Origin of the sequence: Shewanella sp. POL2, assembly GCF_000282755.1 — a bacterium.
GTDB lineage: Bacteria > Pseudomonadota > Gammaproteobacteria > Enterobacterales > Shewanellaceae > Shewanella > Shewanella xiamenensis.
The window spans coordinates 1-15167 of the sequence record NZ_AKZL01000031.1 but is presented as its reverse complement, the minus strand read 5'-3'; the positions used below and the strand labels follow the sequence as shown (position 1 = coordinate 15167).

The window sequence follows — 15167 nt, the reverse complement described above, 5'->3', positions numbered from 1 at the left end:
TTAGTCGATAAATTAAACGGCGACTTCTTTGCCATCGAGTTTACGGATCACCACAGTGGCCGCGCGAGGGCGAAGCACGACACCTGTTGGCGTGACTTCAGCAGCGTTGTTTGAATAAGGCCAGTTTCCCGGATGCTGGATGTTGGCAAATACCGAGGTATAATCAGGGCTTATAGCAAAACCTGTGACTTCACAATCGTTGGGACCTACAAAAAAGCGTTTTAACTCCATTTGGTTATTGCTCGTTAAACTCGCTTGCTTATTGGCACTATCAAGCAGCGTCGAAGGGACAATCGCCAGCATTTGATCGTTCGTTTCTTCGGCGACTTCTTTAGCACCATTATCAGTTTGTACCCATAAGATCCCGCGTTTATCAAAGGCTAGGCCGTCTGGGCTGGCAAACTGGTTTAGATCCGTTAAGCCAGATAAATTAGTCTCGGCATTACCATCACTTGGTGAGCCAAAGACAAAAATATCCCAGGTAAATTCAGTCTCTTTCTCAGCTTCATCCCAACGAATAATATGTCCAAAGTTATTTTTCAATCTTGGATTTGCGGGGTTTGCTTCGGTACGTTTCGAGTTATTTGTCAGTGTTAAATAGGCTGAACCTGTGAAAGGATCGACTGCGCACCACTCTGGACGATCCATCGGTGTCGCGCCCAGTAAGTCTGCTGCTCCAGCGGTATTGAGAATAATCTCAGCCAGACTTGCAAAGGTGTCACCTAAGGTTTTGCCATCAGTCGTTTGGCTAGCTAAGGTCAACGGTAGCCAAGCACCAACGCCATTTTCATTAAACTTAGCCGCATATAATGTGCCTTCGTTCATATATTTATCGCCAACTTCAAGGCGATTGCTGCTGTTGGCATCTTGTGGGTCCCAAGGTGCTGCCGACACGAATTTATAGAGGTACTCAAAACGCGCATCATGACCAGAATAAAATACCACGGGTTTACCTTCGCTCAACTTACCAAAAGTACAACCTTCGTGACGAAAACGCCCTAAGGCAGTGCGCTTAATTGCGCGGGATGTGGGATTGTATGGATCTATTTCGACGATATAGCCATGGCCATTGGCTTCATTGCGATAATCGTCCTGCGCGCTCGTTCCCTTTGGGGTCACATCAAAGCGGCTAAATTCATCAAGGCGTTCTTCATCTTGGCCGGCAAGATCATCCCAGCCATAACGACTGGAGGTTTTACTGATCCCAATGCGAATTTGATCTGGAGTGAGGGAGCCTCGGTTAACAAAATATTCAGGCCAATTTTCCTCACATGTGAGGTAAGTTCCCCAAGGGGTATATCCATTACCACAGTTATTTAAAGTACCACGAGCTTGGCTACCATCGGGGGAGTATCGGGTTTCAAGCAGTGAAGAATAAGCTAGAGGGCCGGCGATATCCATCACTGTCGCGCCGGTAAAACGGCGATTATGGCGATCGTTGTAAATTACTTCCCATTGATTATTCGTCAATTTGATTCTAACCACTGACACTCCATGGGCATTAATTTCCTTGCGAACTTCATCGACAATGGTTCGTAATCCCGTTGTTGCATCGACCGTTGGACCATTGGGATGTAGGGCTATTTCATCAATATATTCATGGTTAATACACAATAAACCATCATCACCAGCGTCATTCAGTGGGAAAAAATGCATTCCGTCATGGTGCATACCGACAGCATTGGCTTGGTCATCTGCGGTATTACTGCCATCCGCTTTCCAAGGTGCAGCTTTAGAATTTAATGGTGTCCCCCAAGGTGCAAGGACTTGGGCGGTATACCCCTCAGGTACGACTACAGCATCTAAACGTGCGCCTTTGACTGAGGTAAAGTTAAGCTTAGCGCTACTTTTGCTAGGTGGTAATGGTGGCACGGGATCAACTGGGGTGGGGGAGGAGGAATTGTCAGAACCACATCCCACTAAACCCATGCCAGTAAAAGCGGTCATGGCCCCTAGACCTAATCCACTTTTGACAAAATTACGACGAGATAAATGTTTATCCAACACTTGGTTAAAAGGTTCGTTATTACTTTTATTATAGCGTGTAGGATCAAAGGTAGCCTTGCTCATATTTTACTCCAGCTAGTACGGATAATTAATTTCGTGACTTAGCCTAAAGTACTTATATGACACCAAAACGGCATTTATATTACAGGAATACTGCAATGACTAACCATAAACATTTGCAAGACTTAACTTAAAAATATCTCAAATACAGTATTGTGAATTATGGACTAATAAAATGGTTAATCTTCTTTCGGTTTTAGATAATGGCGCAATGAACGCGGATCCGTATGACCAGTTCGTGCCATGATATATAGTGTATCCTTATTGTTTTCATGTAGTTGTGTTACGCATCCGCTGCGTAAACTATGTGCGCCGTAGTATTGAGCGGGTAATCCTGCTTTTACGCAATATTGTTTGATAATTCGATAAATATCGTCTCCATTTAAGAATCCACTATTTCGGTTAAATGTGGTATTGGACTTGTTATTATCTTTCACTTGATAAGGTCTTAAGGTTTTTCCATCACGAGAGATAGAGCGAAATAAATGCCCATCACTAATCTGACTTTCATTTAACCATGCTTTTACTGCATGATAAGCGGCGAAAGGTTCAGAATCAGGTAAATTTTTCCATTCTCTTAATCCTTGCTGATTACTTTTAGAAAATGGCAGGCGTACTTTTAATTTATCCCGCATAAAACTTAAATATTGCACCTTCAAATTCGCTAACTCAGAACGGCGAAATCCTCCTTGTAAACCGAGTTGAATAATAGCCTTATCCCTTGAACGCAGCAGAGGATGAGGTTGTTGCTCAACCGCTTGGAGCAGTAACTCTACTTCATCGTACATTATCGGTTGTTGATCATAATCTTGCACTCGGCGATTGTGATTACGACTCAAACCGCGCATGACTCGGAGCACCAGCGGGTGCTCAGTGGGTGACGGAAAACCCGCTTGTATGTGATAGTAACGAATCGCGGCTAACCGTGTGGTTAAGGTTTGCTTAGAAAGCTGCATCCCTGTGTCGGCCATTAGCAATTCTTTTTGATGACCAATAAAAGAAATAACGCTTCTGGGATCAGTCGGTAATGATTGTAATCTGTGTTCTAAGCAATATTGTGCAAATAGACTGAAGCTCGTTTGGTATACACGGCGAGTATTGCTGGATATTTCAAATTCAGTTTCGGCTGCTGCATTATAAAAGTCATTATGCACAGATTGGGGAAGTGCACTTTCTTCAAAAAATGCATTATCAGCTTGTGTAAGTTTTTTTGTTAAATGAGTATTTACCCCTACGGGTTGCTGATTAACATCTATTGGATAAAATCGATTCGTTTTTGACATTAGAGCGATTTTCACTGCCGATAAAACTGGCGCAATTATACGTAAATCTTTGCTATTACTACCAGTGATAATCGTCATTATCACTGGTAGTCGAGTTATATGAGGTTAAAATGCACAAATAGGTTATAAATAAAACAGTTTAGAGAGGGCTAGGGCAAAATAGAGTGAAATTTATTTTTATATGAAAATTCAACCATCATTTACTGTGATTCACATTATTGCTTAAATATTATTCCATAAATGGTGTTGAACTTAGTGTTGGCGATAAAACACTCTACTTGATATTTAATGCTTGCCATAAAGTAGTAAGGATTAATTAAAATATTTAAATATGGTTACACCATTTTATTGATGATTAATGTTGACTAAATTTAAGACAGAATGATTGTTTGTGCTGAGCTGGTTAAAATTTAGTCTTTTAAAAACATAACATTAGCCATGATTACCAAGATGAACCTCCGCCTTAACCGTACAGCTTTTAAGCGAGAAGAAGGTTATAGCAAAAACGATCGATAAAATGGTGTAACCATTCTTTTATTTTATGGTGTTTATCGATATCATGGGCTTATCCGTTAACAACAGGTTTTGCATAAATGACGACAGCCTATTTTTGGGAATATCATCAAGAAGCACCAACCTCGGGGCGAAAATTACGGTTATTGGATAAAGCAGAATTAGTATTTGCCTTACCGTTAATTTATCGTATGGTTCATCCAGATGTGGTAGGGGAAAAGGCAGGATGGTTTAACTTATTGATGCATTCACCTACAAGTTATACTGAGTTAATCGCTAACATAAATATACTGGTTCAATTACGTAAGAAAAATCAAACCGTAGATGTTCAATTACAGCAAGTGAATCGAATGCTGAATCAATATTTTAGTGATTTAGGATGGCGCATGGTTCGCAAAGAACTTTCCCAGATAAAAAAGCGTCAGAAAAAGTCCCACATCGAAGTTAGCAAGGATATTATCTTACGCTTAAAGCGTTATATGGAACTTGAGCGTTTAGATAGTTTTGATCAAGCACTTGATACGTTATTATCAGAACATGCCGCTACTGTTTCTGCCGCAAATGAAGAAGAAACCTTTTAAATAATGTTCATATCAACCAACGGCTATGTTTACCATCTTCAATACGTGACTTTTTGGTTTAGTGACGTAAACTAAACTGAAGTTAACGATGACGCTGGCGTTAATCGCACAACGTTGGACAATGCTTCTAGCAGAAGTGTGTGACATAGGGAAATAATATGCCAAAAAAGCTATCAGTACTTTGCCGAGTTGAACCTGGTTGTCTCGGGCCAGATGGCCGCGAACATATTGAAGCTTTTTGTACCTTAGCACAGCAGGCCATGAAGCATTTTGCTGTTGATTTAGTGACGTGGACCTTAGTGCCTCGTTACGATAAAACCATGCCAGAAATGGAATACACGGTTGATCATAAAAATTTGTCACGTTCTCAAGTTTCCCAATACTTCAATACATTAGGTCAAGATCTCGATACATTTGAAGAGGTCTTTAACGATAAGCTCACCGCATTTATCAATTTATATTTAGCCAGAAAGTCATAGCGACAAGGTCTAATCGTTCTCAGCATTTCTTCAGTCGCAGACCCTGTCTATATGATAGGGTACAAGGATTTTTCAATGTCTTATTCAGCACCTCAGCCAGATGATGTACCAACTTTGATACCACTATTACAGCAACAATTTGGCTTTGCAGGATTTAGACTGGGTCAAGGTGAGGTTATCTCTCAGCTATTAGCTGGCCAGTCGAGCCTGGCGATTTTTCCTACTGGCTCAGGAAAATCGCTCTGCTATCAATTTACCGCGCTACAACTTCCACATTTAACCTTAGTGGTTTCGCCATTGTTGGCTTTGATTAAAGATCAATTAAGTTTTTTACAACAGAAGGGCATTAAAGCGGCGAGTATTGATTCGACCTTAACACCAGAAATGACTCAACTGGTGATGCGTGAGGCTCGCTCAGGCGAGTTAAAATTGCTAATGGTTTCGGTGGAGCGATTTAAAAATGAGCGATTTAGGCAATTTATTCAATCAATTCCGATCTCTATGCTAGTTGTTGATGAAGCGCACTGTATCTCAGAATGGGGACATAATTTTCGCCCCGATTATTTAAAACTCCCCGATTATCGCCGCGAATTAGCGATTCCATTGGTGCTGTTACTCACGGCCACTGCAACACGTAAAGTAAAGCTAGATATGGCGGCGCGTTTTGATATTAAGCCACAACACATTGTTCAAACAGGCTTTTATCGTGCTAATCTCGACTTGACAGTATTACCTGTAGCAAGTCAGCACAAGCTGGCGGCACTACAACAGCAGTTACAACATGTTATCGGTGCAGGAATTGTCTATGTGACTTTGCAGCATACGGCAGAGGAGGTGGCCGCTGAACTTTGCCGTATGGGATTTGAAGCAAGCGCCTATCATGCTGGGTTTGAGGATGAGAAACGCCAGCAAATTCAGCAGGACTTTATGCAGGGCAATATCAACATCGTTGTTGCGACCATCGCCTTTGGAATGGGGATTGATAAAAGCAATATTCGTTTTGTGATCCACTATGACTTACCAAAATCTATTGAAAATTACTGCCAAGAAATTGGCCGCGCAGGGCGTGATGGACAACTTTCCCATTGCGTCACTTTAGCCAATTTGGATGGGATCAACACTGTCGAAAACTTTGTTTATGGCGATACGCCTGAACTGGCAAGTATTAAGGCTGTAATTAATAACATTCGCGAAGAAACCCACAATGGACGTTGGGAACTGCAACTTCATCAACTGTCAACTGTGAGTAATATTAGACAACTCCCTCTGAAAACGTTACTCGTGCAGCTTGAAATGCAAGGCATCATCAAACCACTTTATGCCTATTACGCCGATATTCGTTACCGTTTTATTGTGCCGCAAGAGCAATTTTTGCATCAGTTTTCACCCGAACGGCAGGCATTTTTAACCGATATTTTCGCCCACACTCAAATGAAGCGCATTTGGGGCAGTTTGGATTTTTCTTCACTGTATCAGGCTACGGGGGCTGAACGGACTCGAGTAATGGCTGCGTTAGAATATCTTGCGAGTCAGCAACTCATTGAATTAGAAGCAAAGCAAGTCACCGATGTCTATCAAGTCGATGAACAAGGCTTAGTAGAGGAAAACAGAGCAGAGCAGCTCTATCAATACTTTGCTGATAAAGAAGTAAAAGAAATTGCTCGCATTGCACAGTTAGTACGATTTTTTGAGCTAACGACTTGCTTAAATTACAATTTAGCTCGCTATTTTGACGATAATGCAGCACCCCAATCCTGTGGTCATTGCAGTGTTTGTCGTGGCCAAGTGGCTAAATTGACCTATTCTGAAGAGCCAATATGGCCTGATGATACGCAAATTTGTGCCGATTTAAATGAGTTAAAACTCGCAGCAGAAGCCAAAGGCTTAGCACCTTTGTCCTTAGATACCCAATGCCAGTTTTTAGCAGGCCTGACTCAACCTATCTTGACTCGTTTGCAATCTCGCAAACTCCAAGGCTTCGGACGTTTGGAAAAATGTAGATACGCCGATATCAAGCAAAGGCTACAAAAAGCGGGTACTTAAGGGGTAATGATTGAAGGCATATATGCTATATGCCTTTCGTCATCAGATGCATTTAGCGGGTTTAGGTAACCCTGCTATTTTGGTTGCTTGTTTTGCCGGGCCAACTGGAAACAGCGTATAGAGGTATTTGGAATTGCCTTTATCTGGGCCTAAGGTTTGGCCAATGGCTTTAACTAACACCCTAATCGCAGGGCTGGTTTTATATTCCAGATAAAAATCCCGAACAAAATTGACCACTTCCCAGTGAGCACTGGTCAGTTCAATTTGTTCTTCATGAGCGAGCAGCGGCGCCATATCCGGGTGCCAGTCGGCGATATTCTTCAAATAGCCTTGATGGTCGCGTTCAATTTCGACGCCGTTAAAAATAAGCGGATTTACCACGTGATCACCTTATCGTGCTGTAGAGCTTGAGTGACAAACTCGTTGTAATCAATTTGACTAATGTTATTAAGACGTTCCGTTAAGCCGCGGGCGATGACATCGTCTTTCAGCACCATCACCTTAAAGGGTGATAGCGCCATGGCCCATTGGCGCAGTAATAATGCATTTACGCCATCACTCGAGAGTAAAATCGCATCCTCTTTGCAAGCATAACGCAGGCAAAGTTTGAGGGCATTGTCTCGGCTGGGCGAGGTTTGAATATGATGTAAAATCATTAGAATACTAAGACCTCATCGACAGCTTTTAAGTGAGCTGAAATCGCTTCATCGTTTAAGATAGTCACCGGAATCGACAGCAAACCATGGCTTAAGCCGTAGTCACCTAAAGACTGTTTGCAGGCAAACACCGATTCGATGTCGTACAGCGGGAGCGCTTTTAACGCCGCGAGGTAATCTTTACCACCGATAAGTTCGGGTTGTTGGTCTTTAAGCAGATGAAGCACGCCTTCATCGACAAACACTAAACTCACTTCTTGCTCAAAACTGGCGCTTAACAGGGCAAAGTCTAAGGCCTCGCGGCCTTTAGTGGTGCCATGGGGCGCGCTTCGGAACAATATACAGATTTTTTTCATAGCATTTCCGAAGCTTAAAAGCAGATCAAACGATCGGCTGATTCAATTCCCGTGACCAGTTCACCCAGTCCGCCCATAATAAAAGAATGTTCAACATTCCAGTGGCTTAGCCCGTTTTCCTGCGCCTCTTGCTGCGAGACGATGCCGCGCCGTAATGCCGCAGAAACACAGTTCACTAACGAGACTTGATGCTCGGCAGCCAGTTGTTTCCAGCCTTTAACCACATCATATTCATCGGATGCGGGTAAGTTAAAGTCCGTGGAGTTATACACGCCATCCTGATAGAAAAACACGCAGACAATCTCATGTCCGCTTTGCAGGGAGGCTTGGGTGAAACGTAGGGCATTCACACTTGCCGACGTGCCATAGGCAGGCCCGTTTACTTGGATAATAAATTTGCTCATCATAAAAAAAATGGCCCTAAAAGTAGGGCCATTTTAGCGTAAGTTTCCCGAAAAGGGGATTAATCATCGTTACCAATGCCAAGCAAATGCAAAATGGCAATAAACAGGTTTAAAAAGTCCAGATACAAGGAGATAGTGGCGCGGATATAGTTAGTCTCGCCACCATTTACGATACGGCTAGTATCGAACAGGATAAAGCCGGTCATTAACAGCGCAAGACCTGCGTTAATCGCCATAAAGGCCACACTATTACCCACGAAAATGTTAATCAGCGCAGCGGCGATCACCACAATCAATCCTGCGAACAAGAACCCACGTAGGAAAGAGAAATCTTTCTTCGTCGTTACCGCGTAGGCAGAGAGCGCAATAAAGATAACTGATGTTAAACCAAGAGCTTGCATGATAAGCTCAGAGCCATTCGTCATACCAGCATAGTGGTTAAGCATGTAACCTAATGAGGCGCCTTCCATACCAGTAAAGGCAAAAACCCAGAAGATGCCTGCCGCTGAATCGGCTTTTCGTAAGGTTACAAATAGCAGTACTAAACCGCCGATAGATAAACCGAGTGACATCAGTGAGCTGATGTTGAGCGCCATCGCTAAGCCTGCACACAATGCAGAAAAGGCGAGGGTCATGGCCAGTAACAGATAAGTGTTTTTAAGAAGTTTATTCACTTCTAAGGTGGATGCACTCGTTGAGTACAGGGTTTGCTGAGTCATATCTTTCTCCATTAGCTTTTGAATCCAAACTGATCATTTTGATTTTTAACGGGCACGAGAGTTCCCATTAATCTCGCAAATCCAGTAATCCTGTTTGCATAGTAACTAAAACAGCGCTTGGCTTAAAGGATTCACGCCACAAATAACAAGTTGTAAAGGCTGATTTTTCTGTGTTGTCTGATGATTCAGCCGTATTTCGTTACAACAGTGCAACACAAAGACTTTAAAACAAGCTTAATCCTGTGATCATACGGCAATATTACGCCAGCCATTCACGGTGTAATTTATCGGTATCGCCTAAATAATCCAGCACCCAGGCCAGGGCGGGCGACATCTTATCGGCGTTCCAAGCTAAGCAACATGGGCTGGTTAATTTCGGATTTTCAAGCTGTTTTTCGACCAAGGCGCCAGCTTTGATAAAGACGCTGGCCAAATGAACTGGCATATAGCCAATGCCGAGGCCCTCTCTAAAACAGTTAATCGCGCGGATCCAATCCGGCACCACGAGTCTGCGCTGATTCTCCAATAACCAGGTCATGCGTTTCGGAATTTCCCGCGAAGTATCTTCCAAACAGATGGAGGGGAAGGGGCGCAATTCATCGTCGGTTAAAGGTCGGTCAATATTGGCTAAGGGATGGTTTTTACTCACCAAAAACGCCCATTGAATATCGCCCATGTCTTTATATTGGTATACGCCACCTACGGGAATGGCGGTGGTTGCACCAATGGCGATATCACTTCGACCGGTCGCAAGCGCCTCCCACACCCCGTTAAAGACCTCTATGCGGATGATAAGCTCAATATCGTGGAAATGACGGTAAAAGTCGGCGATTAATACGCTAATTCTGTCGGCGCGGACTATGTTATCTAAGGCGATAGACAGTGTGGGTTGCCAACCATTTGCCACACGTTGAGTGCCACGTTTCATCTCATCCATTTGAGTCAGCAAGTTTCTGGCTTGCTTGACAAAATGCTCTCCCGCAGGGGTTAAGGTCACGCTGCGGTGGTGGCGCTCAAATAACACAACACCGAGTTCTTCTTCGATTTGCTTAACGGCATAACTGACCGCTGAAGGGACCTTGTGCAGTCGATTGGCTGCCGCTGTAAAACTCCCCACCCGGGCCACGATATCAATGAGTTCTAACGCTTGTTCCGAGAGCATAGCTGACATCCATTGTGATGAAAATAATTGATAGCATCTGTCAAAAATAAACGTTTCCAATCAAATTAACAAGTATTTAGACTGCACGCCTTAAGTCTTTTGACATGATTATTTTATGAAAACATCTAGTAATATCTTTGTAAATATGAAGTTTTTTATATTCTTATTCTATTTGGCCTTGTTAAGCATGTTAGGCTTTATTGCCACAGACATGTATTTACCTGCTTTCAAAGCAATTGAAAGTTCGTTCAATTCTTCACCTTCACAAGTGGCGATGTCGCTCACCTGTTTCTTGGCTGGTTTAGCCTTAGGGCAGCTGATTTATGGCCCTTTGGTCAGTAAACTCGGCAAACGTTATGCCCTGATCCTCGGCCTTGGCATTTTTGCCGCGTCCAGTGTTGCAATTGCCAATAGCGACTCGATACTGATGTTGAACATCGCTCGATTCTTCCAAGCCATTGGCGCCTGTAGTGCTGGCGTTATTTGGCAAGCGATTGTGGTCGAACAGTATGATGCCGAAAAAGCTCAGGGGATCTTCAGCAATATTATGCCGTTAGTAGCATTGTCACCCGCATTAGCCCCAATCCTTGGCGCTTATATTCTGAACGATTTTGGATGGCGTGCAATCTTTATCTCATTGTGTGTGATTGCCTTTTTATTGGTGCTGATGACCTTATACTTCGTGCCGAGCCATGCAGCGCATCAGGATGCTAAGCCAAGCGCAGTTTCCTACAAGCAGATTTTGAAAAATACCCGTTATTTAGGTAACGTAGTGATTTTTGGTGCGTGTTCAGGTGCGTTCTTTGCCTACTTGACGGTATGGCCGATTGTGATGGAGCAGCATGGCTATCAAGCAACCGAAATTGGCCTTAGCTTTATTCCGCAAACCATCATGTTTATTGTGGGCGGATACGCGAGTAAGTTATTGATAAAACGTATTGGTGCCGACCGTACACTCAACGTATTACTGGCCATGTTTGGACTCTGTGTTATCTCAATTGTATTTTTCACCTTATTAATGAAGATGGAAACTATTTTCCCACTGCTGATTTCGTTCTCGATACTTGCAGCGGCGAACGGGGCGATTTATCCCATCGTCGTGAACAGCGCCTTGCAACAATTTACCCAAAATGCAGCTAAAGCGGCAGGATTACAGAACTTTTTGCAAATCACTATCGCATTTGGCGCCTCAAGCTTAGTCGCGCTCTGGGCAAGCTCAGGAGAAGTTGCCATAGGTTGGGCCATTTTGAGCTGTTCATTAGTGGTGATATTGGGTTACCTGTTAAAAACCGAACAAACATGGGCCGATTTTGCCAAACACTTTACTGCGCCGGATCCAGCTCGCCTTGGGATCAATGTGGATAAGAAGCAAAATCAAGCAGATTGAATGTAATACGAGCAGTTAGCGCAAAATTATCAGTTAGTGCTTTACAGTCAGTAAACTAACTTATATTATGCGCATCGTTCGGAGGGGTGGCAGAGTGGTTTAATGCACCGGTCTTGAAAACCGGCGTGGGTTTATAGCCCACCCAGGGTTCAAATCCCTGCTCCTCCGCCATTTTCTACGGAAAAGCCATCAGCAATGATGGCTTTTTTGTTTTTGGAATTTCGAAAGTTGAACCCTAGGGTTCCTAATTCTAAGCGCAGCTCCTCCGCGAGATCCCACGGAAAATCCATCAACAATGATGGATTTTTTTATTTATGGAATTTGACGCGGCCTTTTTCTTTCGCAATAGATTTAATTTCCCATTAGCTAGGATTTTCAAATAGCAAAGCAGCTTAGGTTAAGTAAGGCTAGGCTAAGTGAGTTTATGCCTGATAAGACTTAGCGCAAAAGCTTCATAGGCAGGAACCGTTTCATTCCCCACCCATGTACTGTAGATGCAGGCGGGTTCGCTCAATATGAGTCCAAGAGCATCAACATAGTCGGCGCCGTTGACCACCAAGAACTGCTTTTTATAGGGCAACAACACCATCTGCGGTGATTGCTTTAAAAAAGCCTGCGCCTCATCAAAACCGCTGAACCAGTGATTGAGCAAGGTATCGCAGCGCCTGCTATGGAATAGGGTACCTAAGTCTTCACCGATGTGTGCTTGCCCCGATAACACTCTTTGACAGTGATTAAAATCAGTAAAACCGAGCTCACGAGCCAATAGGCTTTGGCAATGCTTAAGCTGAATATCCTGCTGCGTAAAACCTTGCTTATTCATCAAGGGGGCGAATCTATCTAGCGCCATTGCATCACCAGCGTGGCAGGCTTTAAGGCGCTTTTTAGCGTGGATTTTGACTTCGGTTAAGGCGCGTGGTGCTGGGGTAATTTGTTGTATCACAAACAATTCTCCTAAGTTTTATTGGCATCTCCGCTAAGCCAAACCTAATCAATTGTTGTGTCATACATGTGATGCGTACATCGAGATATGAGTCAGAGTGATGTCATCTTCTGCGGATAGGTGTCTCTGCAACCTGGCGCCATTATTCGACTTCTAACCGTTTGAGTCAAGCTAAGCGCAGCTTAGTTTTCCACACTCTTCCTCGCCTAATCGTTACATGCTCAGCCTTAATGTTAAAAATTTTATCACCCAACAACTAAAATCATATTGTATTACTATTATCTCGTAGTAATATTGTAGTATGAAATGATATTCACTCTACCTGCGTAAACCGAATAGGGCGCAGACAAAATGAATGGGGATGCAAATGTCGAATGTTTTAGGGGCTTACGCGTTAGGGCTTGATTACGGCTCTGATTCAGTACGCGCGTTATTGGTGGATACCCAAACGGGCGCAGAAGTAGCAACCAATGTGGTGTACTACCCACGTTGGAAGAAGGGGCTGTTTTGCGAGCCCGCGAAGAATCAATTTAGACAACATCCCCTCGATTACATCGAAAGCCTTATCGAGGTAGTGCAAGGATTATGGGCAAAAGCCCCCAGTGGCGCCGCGCAAAGAGTCTGCGGGTTGAGTGTTGATACCACAGGTTCAACTCCCATTGCCGTCGACGAAGCTGGCGTTGCCTTAGCCTTAAAACCAGAGTTTGCGAATAACCCCAATGCCATGTTTTTGCTTTGGAAAGATCACAGCGCGATCCTCGAAGCTCAGCAAATTACCGCCGCAGCAAACAATGCAAGCGAAAATTACTTGAAATATGAAGGAGGGATTTATTCCTCTGAATGGTTTTGGGCCAAAGCGCTATTCGTACTGCGCCACGACACAGAAGTCAGACAAGCCGCCTATAGCTGGGTCGAGCACTGTGATTGGATCACCGCATTAATGACGGGCACCACACATCCAAAAGTCTTTAAAGCAGGGCGCTGCGCCGCTGGTCACAAAGTGATGTGGCATGAGTCATGGAATGGTTATCCACCGAATGACTTTTTCGTTGGCATCGACCCTTTACTCGATGGTTTAAGAGACAAATTACCCCTTGAAACCTGCACATCCGACAAGGTTTGTGGTCAGTTAACCCCTCAGTGGGCACAGCATTTAGGGCTATCGACCGAGGTTATCGTGTCTTTTGGCTCATTTGACTGCCACGCAGGCGCCGTTGGTGCCAATGTTAAGCCCGGCGTCTTAACCAAGGTGATGGGCACCTCTACCTGCGATATCACGGTCGCCAGTTATGAAGATATTGGTGAGCGTTGTATCAAAGGGATTTGCGGTCAGGTCGATGGTTCCGTATTGCCCGGCATGATTGGCCTTGAAGCGGGTCAGTCCGCCTTTGGCGATCTCTACGCTTGGTTTAGGGAACTCACCGCATGGCCGATGCAACAGCTCGACACTTCAGCACTGTTTGATGACGACACCAGAACCAAACTTATTCAGCAACTCGAGGCCGAAACCTTAACCGTGCTGGGCAATGCGGCCGCGAAAATCCCCGTTGGGGAGACGGGTATTGTCGCGCTGGATTGGATTAACGGACGCCGCACGCCCGATGCAGACCAATCTGTTGCCATGGCTATCATAGGCTTAACCATGGGCAGCCAAGCACCGCAAGTCTTCAAAGCCTTAGTGGAAGCCAGCGCCTATGGCGCACGGGCCATTATCGAGCGCTTCAAACAAGAAGGCGTTTGCATTGACCATGTGGTCACTATAGGTGGGATCTCGAAAAAATCCGACTTCATTATGCAAACCTGCGCCGATGTGTGGAATTGCAATATCGACGTACTCGAGAGCGAACAAAGCTGTGCCCTCGGCGCCGCCATTTATGCCGCAACCGCAGCCGGGGTTTATCCCGATGTGTTGAGTGCCCAAGCCGCAATGGCCTCAAGCGTTGCGAAAACCTATCAACCGAATCCTGAAAACGCACAGAAATATCAAGCGCTTTATCAAGCGTACTTAGCCCTTGGCCACTATGTTGATGGAGCAAAATAAGATGTCTTTTTTAGAGCTAAAACGCGAAGTCTACGAAGCCAACATGGAGCTTGAGAAACGCAAACTGGTGACTTACACCTTTGGCAACGTTTCACAAATTGACCGTCAACTGGGCGTGATTGGTATCAAGCCCAGCGGCGTGCCCTATGAAGATTTGAAGGTTGAAGACATTGTGATTGTTGACCTTGAGAATCAAATCGTCGAAGGGCGCATGCGTCCTTCATCCGATACCAAGACGCACACCTATTTGTATCGTCAGTGGCAGAGTATTGGTGGCATTACCCATACCCATTCAACCTATGCCACCGCGTGGGCGCAGGCACAGATAGCGATTCCCTGTTTAGGGACGACCCAGGCCGACTATGTGTACGGTGAAATCCCATGCACAGCTGTGATGCGCAATGATCAGATAAGCCGCGACTACGAAGAAGAAACCGGCGTGCAGATCCTCGATTGTTTTGCCGACCGAGATCCCAACGAGTCGCCCATGGTGATAGTGGCAGGGCATGCTCCGTTCACTTGGGGCGCGAATG

Annotated in this window: 15 protein-coding genes and 1 tRNA gene; 7 read left to right on the top strand and 9 right to left on the bottom strand. The window is 44.5% G+C overall.

The annotated features are described in order from the left end of the window. Positions 1-12: 12 nt before the first annotated feature. Positions 13-2070: a PhoX family phosphatase gene (locus SHEWPOL2_RS10285; protein ID WP_037428081.1), complete on the bottom strand. Its 2058-nt coding sequence runs from the start codon at positions 2068-2070 to the stop codon at positions 13-15. 176 nt (positions 2071-2246) lie between these two features. Then, a complete protein-coding gene (locus tag SHEWPOL2_RS10280) occupies positions 2247-3350 on the bottom strand; it encodes a tyrosine-type recombinase/integrase (protein WP_050991348.1) in 1104 nt (367 codons plus the stop codon). Positions 3351-3943: 593 nt separating this feature from the next. Between SHEWPOL2_RS10280 and SHEWPOL2_RS10275 the strand changes: the two genes are divergently transcribed. The 3 genes from SHEWPOL2_RS10275 (at position 3944) to SHEWPOL2_RS10265 (ending at position 6966) form a co-directional block, all read left to right on the top strand. Beyond that, on the top strand, positions 3944-4444 hold the full coding sequence (locus SHEWPOL2_RS10275; RefSeq protein WP_037428080.1) for a hypothetical protein: 501 nt from the start codon (positions 3944-3946) through the stop codon (positions 4442-4444). A 158-nt stretch (positions 4445-4602) separates the two neighbouring features. Then, the gene (locus tag SHEWPOL2_RS10270; RefSeq protein WP_037418945.1) at positions 4603-4923 is read left to right on the top strand and encodes a hypothetical protein; all 321 of its coding nucleotides are present in this window, start codon (positions 4603-4605) and stop codon (positions 4921-4923) included. 75 nt (positions 4924-4998) lie between these two features. Continuing rightward, positions 4999-6966 (top strand): RecQ family ATP-dependent DNA helicase, encoded by a 1968-nt coding sequence (locus SHEWPOL2_RS10265; protein ID WP_037428079.1) that lies wholly within the window; start codon positions 4999-5001, stop codon positions 6964-6966. Between the two features lie 42 nt (positions 6967-7008). Here the strand turns inward: SHEWPOL2_RS10265 and SHEWPOL2_RS10260 are convergent, their stop codons facing one another. From SHEWPOL2_RS10260 to punR, 6 genes are all read right to left on the bottom strand, one after another. Continuing rightward, positions 7009-7347 carry a TusE/DsrC/DsvC family sulfur relay protein gene (locus tag SHEWPOL2_RS10260; RefSeq protein WP_037418950.1) on the bottom strand — a complete coding sequence of 113 codons (339 nt, stop codon included), beginning with the start codon at positions 7345-7347 and terminating at the stop codon, positions 7009-7011. After that, a complete protein-coding gene (gene tusB / locus SHEWPOL2_RS10255; RefSeq protein WP_037418953.1) occupies positions 7341-7622 on the bottom strand; it encodes a sulfurtransferase complex subunit TusB in 282 nt (93 codons plus the stop codon). Before tusB ends, SHEWPOL2_RS10260 begins: the two co-directional genes overlap by 7 nt. Next, positions 7622-7978 carry a sulfurtransferase complex subunit TusC gene (gene tusC, locus SHEWPOL2_RS10250; protein WP_011622737.1) on the bottom strand — a complete coding sequence of 119 codons (357 nt, stop codon included), beginning with the start codon at positions 7976-7978 and terminating at the stop codon, positions 7622-7624. Before tusC ends, tusB begins: the two co-directional genes overlap by 1 nt. A gap of 14 nt (positions 7979-7992) precedes the next feature. Then, positions 7993-8382 carry a sulfurtransferase complex subunit TusD gene (gene tusD / locus SHEWPOL2_RS10245; protein ID WP_037419061.1) on the bottom strand — a complete coding sequence of 130 codons (390 nt, stop codon included), beginning with the start codon at positions 8380-8382 and terminating at the stop codon, positions 7993-7995. Positions 8383-8441: 59 nt separating this feature from the next. Further along, a complete protein-coding gene (locus SHEWPOL2_RS10240) occupies positions 8442-9101 on the bottom strand; it encodes a Bax inhibitor-1/YccA family protein (RefSeq protein ID WP_037428078.1) in 660 nt (219 codons plus the stop codon). Between the two features lie 259 nt (positions 9102-9360). Further along, positions 9361-10263, bottom strand: coding sequence for a DNA-binding transcriptional activator PunR (gene punR, locus SHEWPOL2_RS10235; RefSeq protein WP_037418958.1), 903 nt, complete (start codon positions 10261-10263; stop codon positions 9361-9363). 115 nt (positions 10264-10378) lie between these two features. Between punR and punC the strand changes: the two genes are divergently transcribed. Both punC and SHEWPOL2_RS10225 read left to right on the top strand, forming a co-directional pair. Next, positions 10379-11650 carry a purine nucleoside transporter PunC gene (gene punC, locus SHEWPOL2_RS10230; RefSeq protein WP_037418960.1) on the top strand — a complete coding sequence of 424 codons (1272 nt, stop codon included), beginning with the start codon at positions 10379-10381 and terminating at the stop codon, positions 11648-11650. A gap of 80 nt (positions 11651-11730) precedes the next feature. Continuing rightward, a tRNA-Ser gene (locus SHEWPOL2_RS10225) sits at positions 11731-11821 on the top strand. A 241-nt stretch (positions 11822-12062) separates the two neighbouring features. Here the strand turns inward: SHEWPOL2_RS10225 and SHEWPOL2_RS10220 are convergent. Continuing rightward, positions 12063-12593, bottom strand: a complete 531-nt coding sequence (locus SHEWPOL2_RS10220; protein ID WP_037428077.1) for a hypothetical protein — start codon at positions 12591-12593, stop codon at positions 12063-12065. Positions 12594-12960: 367 nt separating this feature from the next. Between SHEWPOL2_RS10220 and SHEWPOL2_RS10215 the strand changes: the two genes are divergently transcribed. Both SHEWPOL2_RS10215 and araD read left to right on the top strand, forming a co-directional pair. Continuing rightward, a complete protein-coding gene (locus tag SHEWPOL2_RS10215) occupies positions 12961-14634 on the top strand; it encodes a ribulokinase (protein ID WP_037428101.1) in 1674 nt (557 codons plus the stop codon). A 1-nt stretch (position 14635) separates the two neighbouring features. Further along, the coding region (gene araD, locus SHEWPOL2_RS10210; RefSeq protein WP_037428076.1) for an L-ribulose-5-phosphate 4-epimerase AraD at positions 14636-15167 on the top strand (532 nt) is incomplete at its 3' end.

Coding starts and splice junctions, on each gene's coding strand:
- SHEWPOL2_RS10285 (WP_037428081.1), bottom strand. CDS start 2,070: ATGAGCAAGGCTACCTTTGATCCTACACGCTATAATAAAAGTAATAAC.
- SHEWPOL2_RS10280 (WP_050991348.1), bottom strand. CDS start 3,350: ATGTCAAAAACGAATCGATTTTATCCAATAGATGTTAATCAGCAACCC.
- SHEWPOL2_RS10275 (WP_037428080.1), top strand. CDS start 3,944: ATGACGACAGCCTATTTTTGGGAATATCATCAAGAAGCACCAACCTCG.
- SHEWPOL2_RS10270 (WP_037418945.1), top strand. CDS start 4,603: ATGCCAAAAAAGCTATCAGTACTTTGCCGAGTTGAACCTGGTTGTCTC.
- SHEWPOL2_RS10265 (WP_037428079.1), top strand. CDS start 4,999: ATGTCTTATTCAGCACCTCAGCCAGATGATGTACCAACTTTGATACCA.
- tusB (WP_037418953.1), bottom strand. CDS start 7,622: ATGATTTTACATCATATTCAAACCTCGCCCAGCCGAGACAATGCCCTC.
- tusC (WP_011622737.1), bottom strand. CDS start 7,978: ATGAAAAAAATCTGTATATTGTTCCGAAGCGCGCCCCATGGCACCACT.
- tusD (WP_037419061.1), bottom strand. CDS start 8,382: ATGAGCAAATTTATTATCCAAGTAAACGGGCCTGCCTATGGCACGTCG.
- SHEWPOL2_RS10240 (WP_037428078.1), bottom strand. CDS start 9,101: ATGACTCAGCAAACCCTGTACTCAACGAGTGCATCCACCTTAGAAGTG.
- punR (WP_037418958.1), bottom strand. CDS start 10,263: ATGCTCTCGGAACAAGCGTTAGAACTCATTGATATCGTGGCCCGGGTG.
- punC (WP_037418960.1), top strand. CDS start 10,379: ATGAAAACATCTAGTAATATCTTTGTAAATATGAAGTTTTTTATATTC.
- SHEWPOL2_RS10215 (WP_037428101.1), top strand. CDS start 12,961: ATGTCGAATGTTTTAGGGGCTTACGCGTTAGGGCTTGATTACGGCTCT.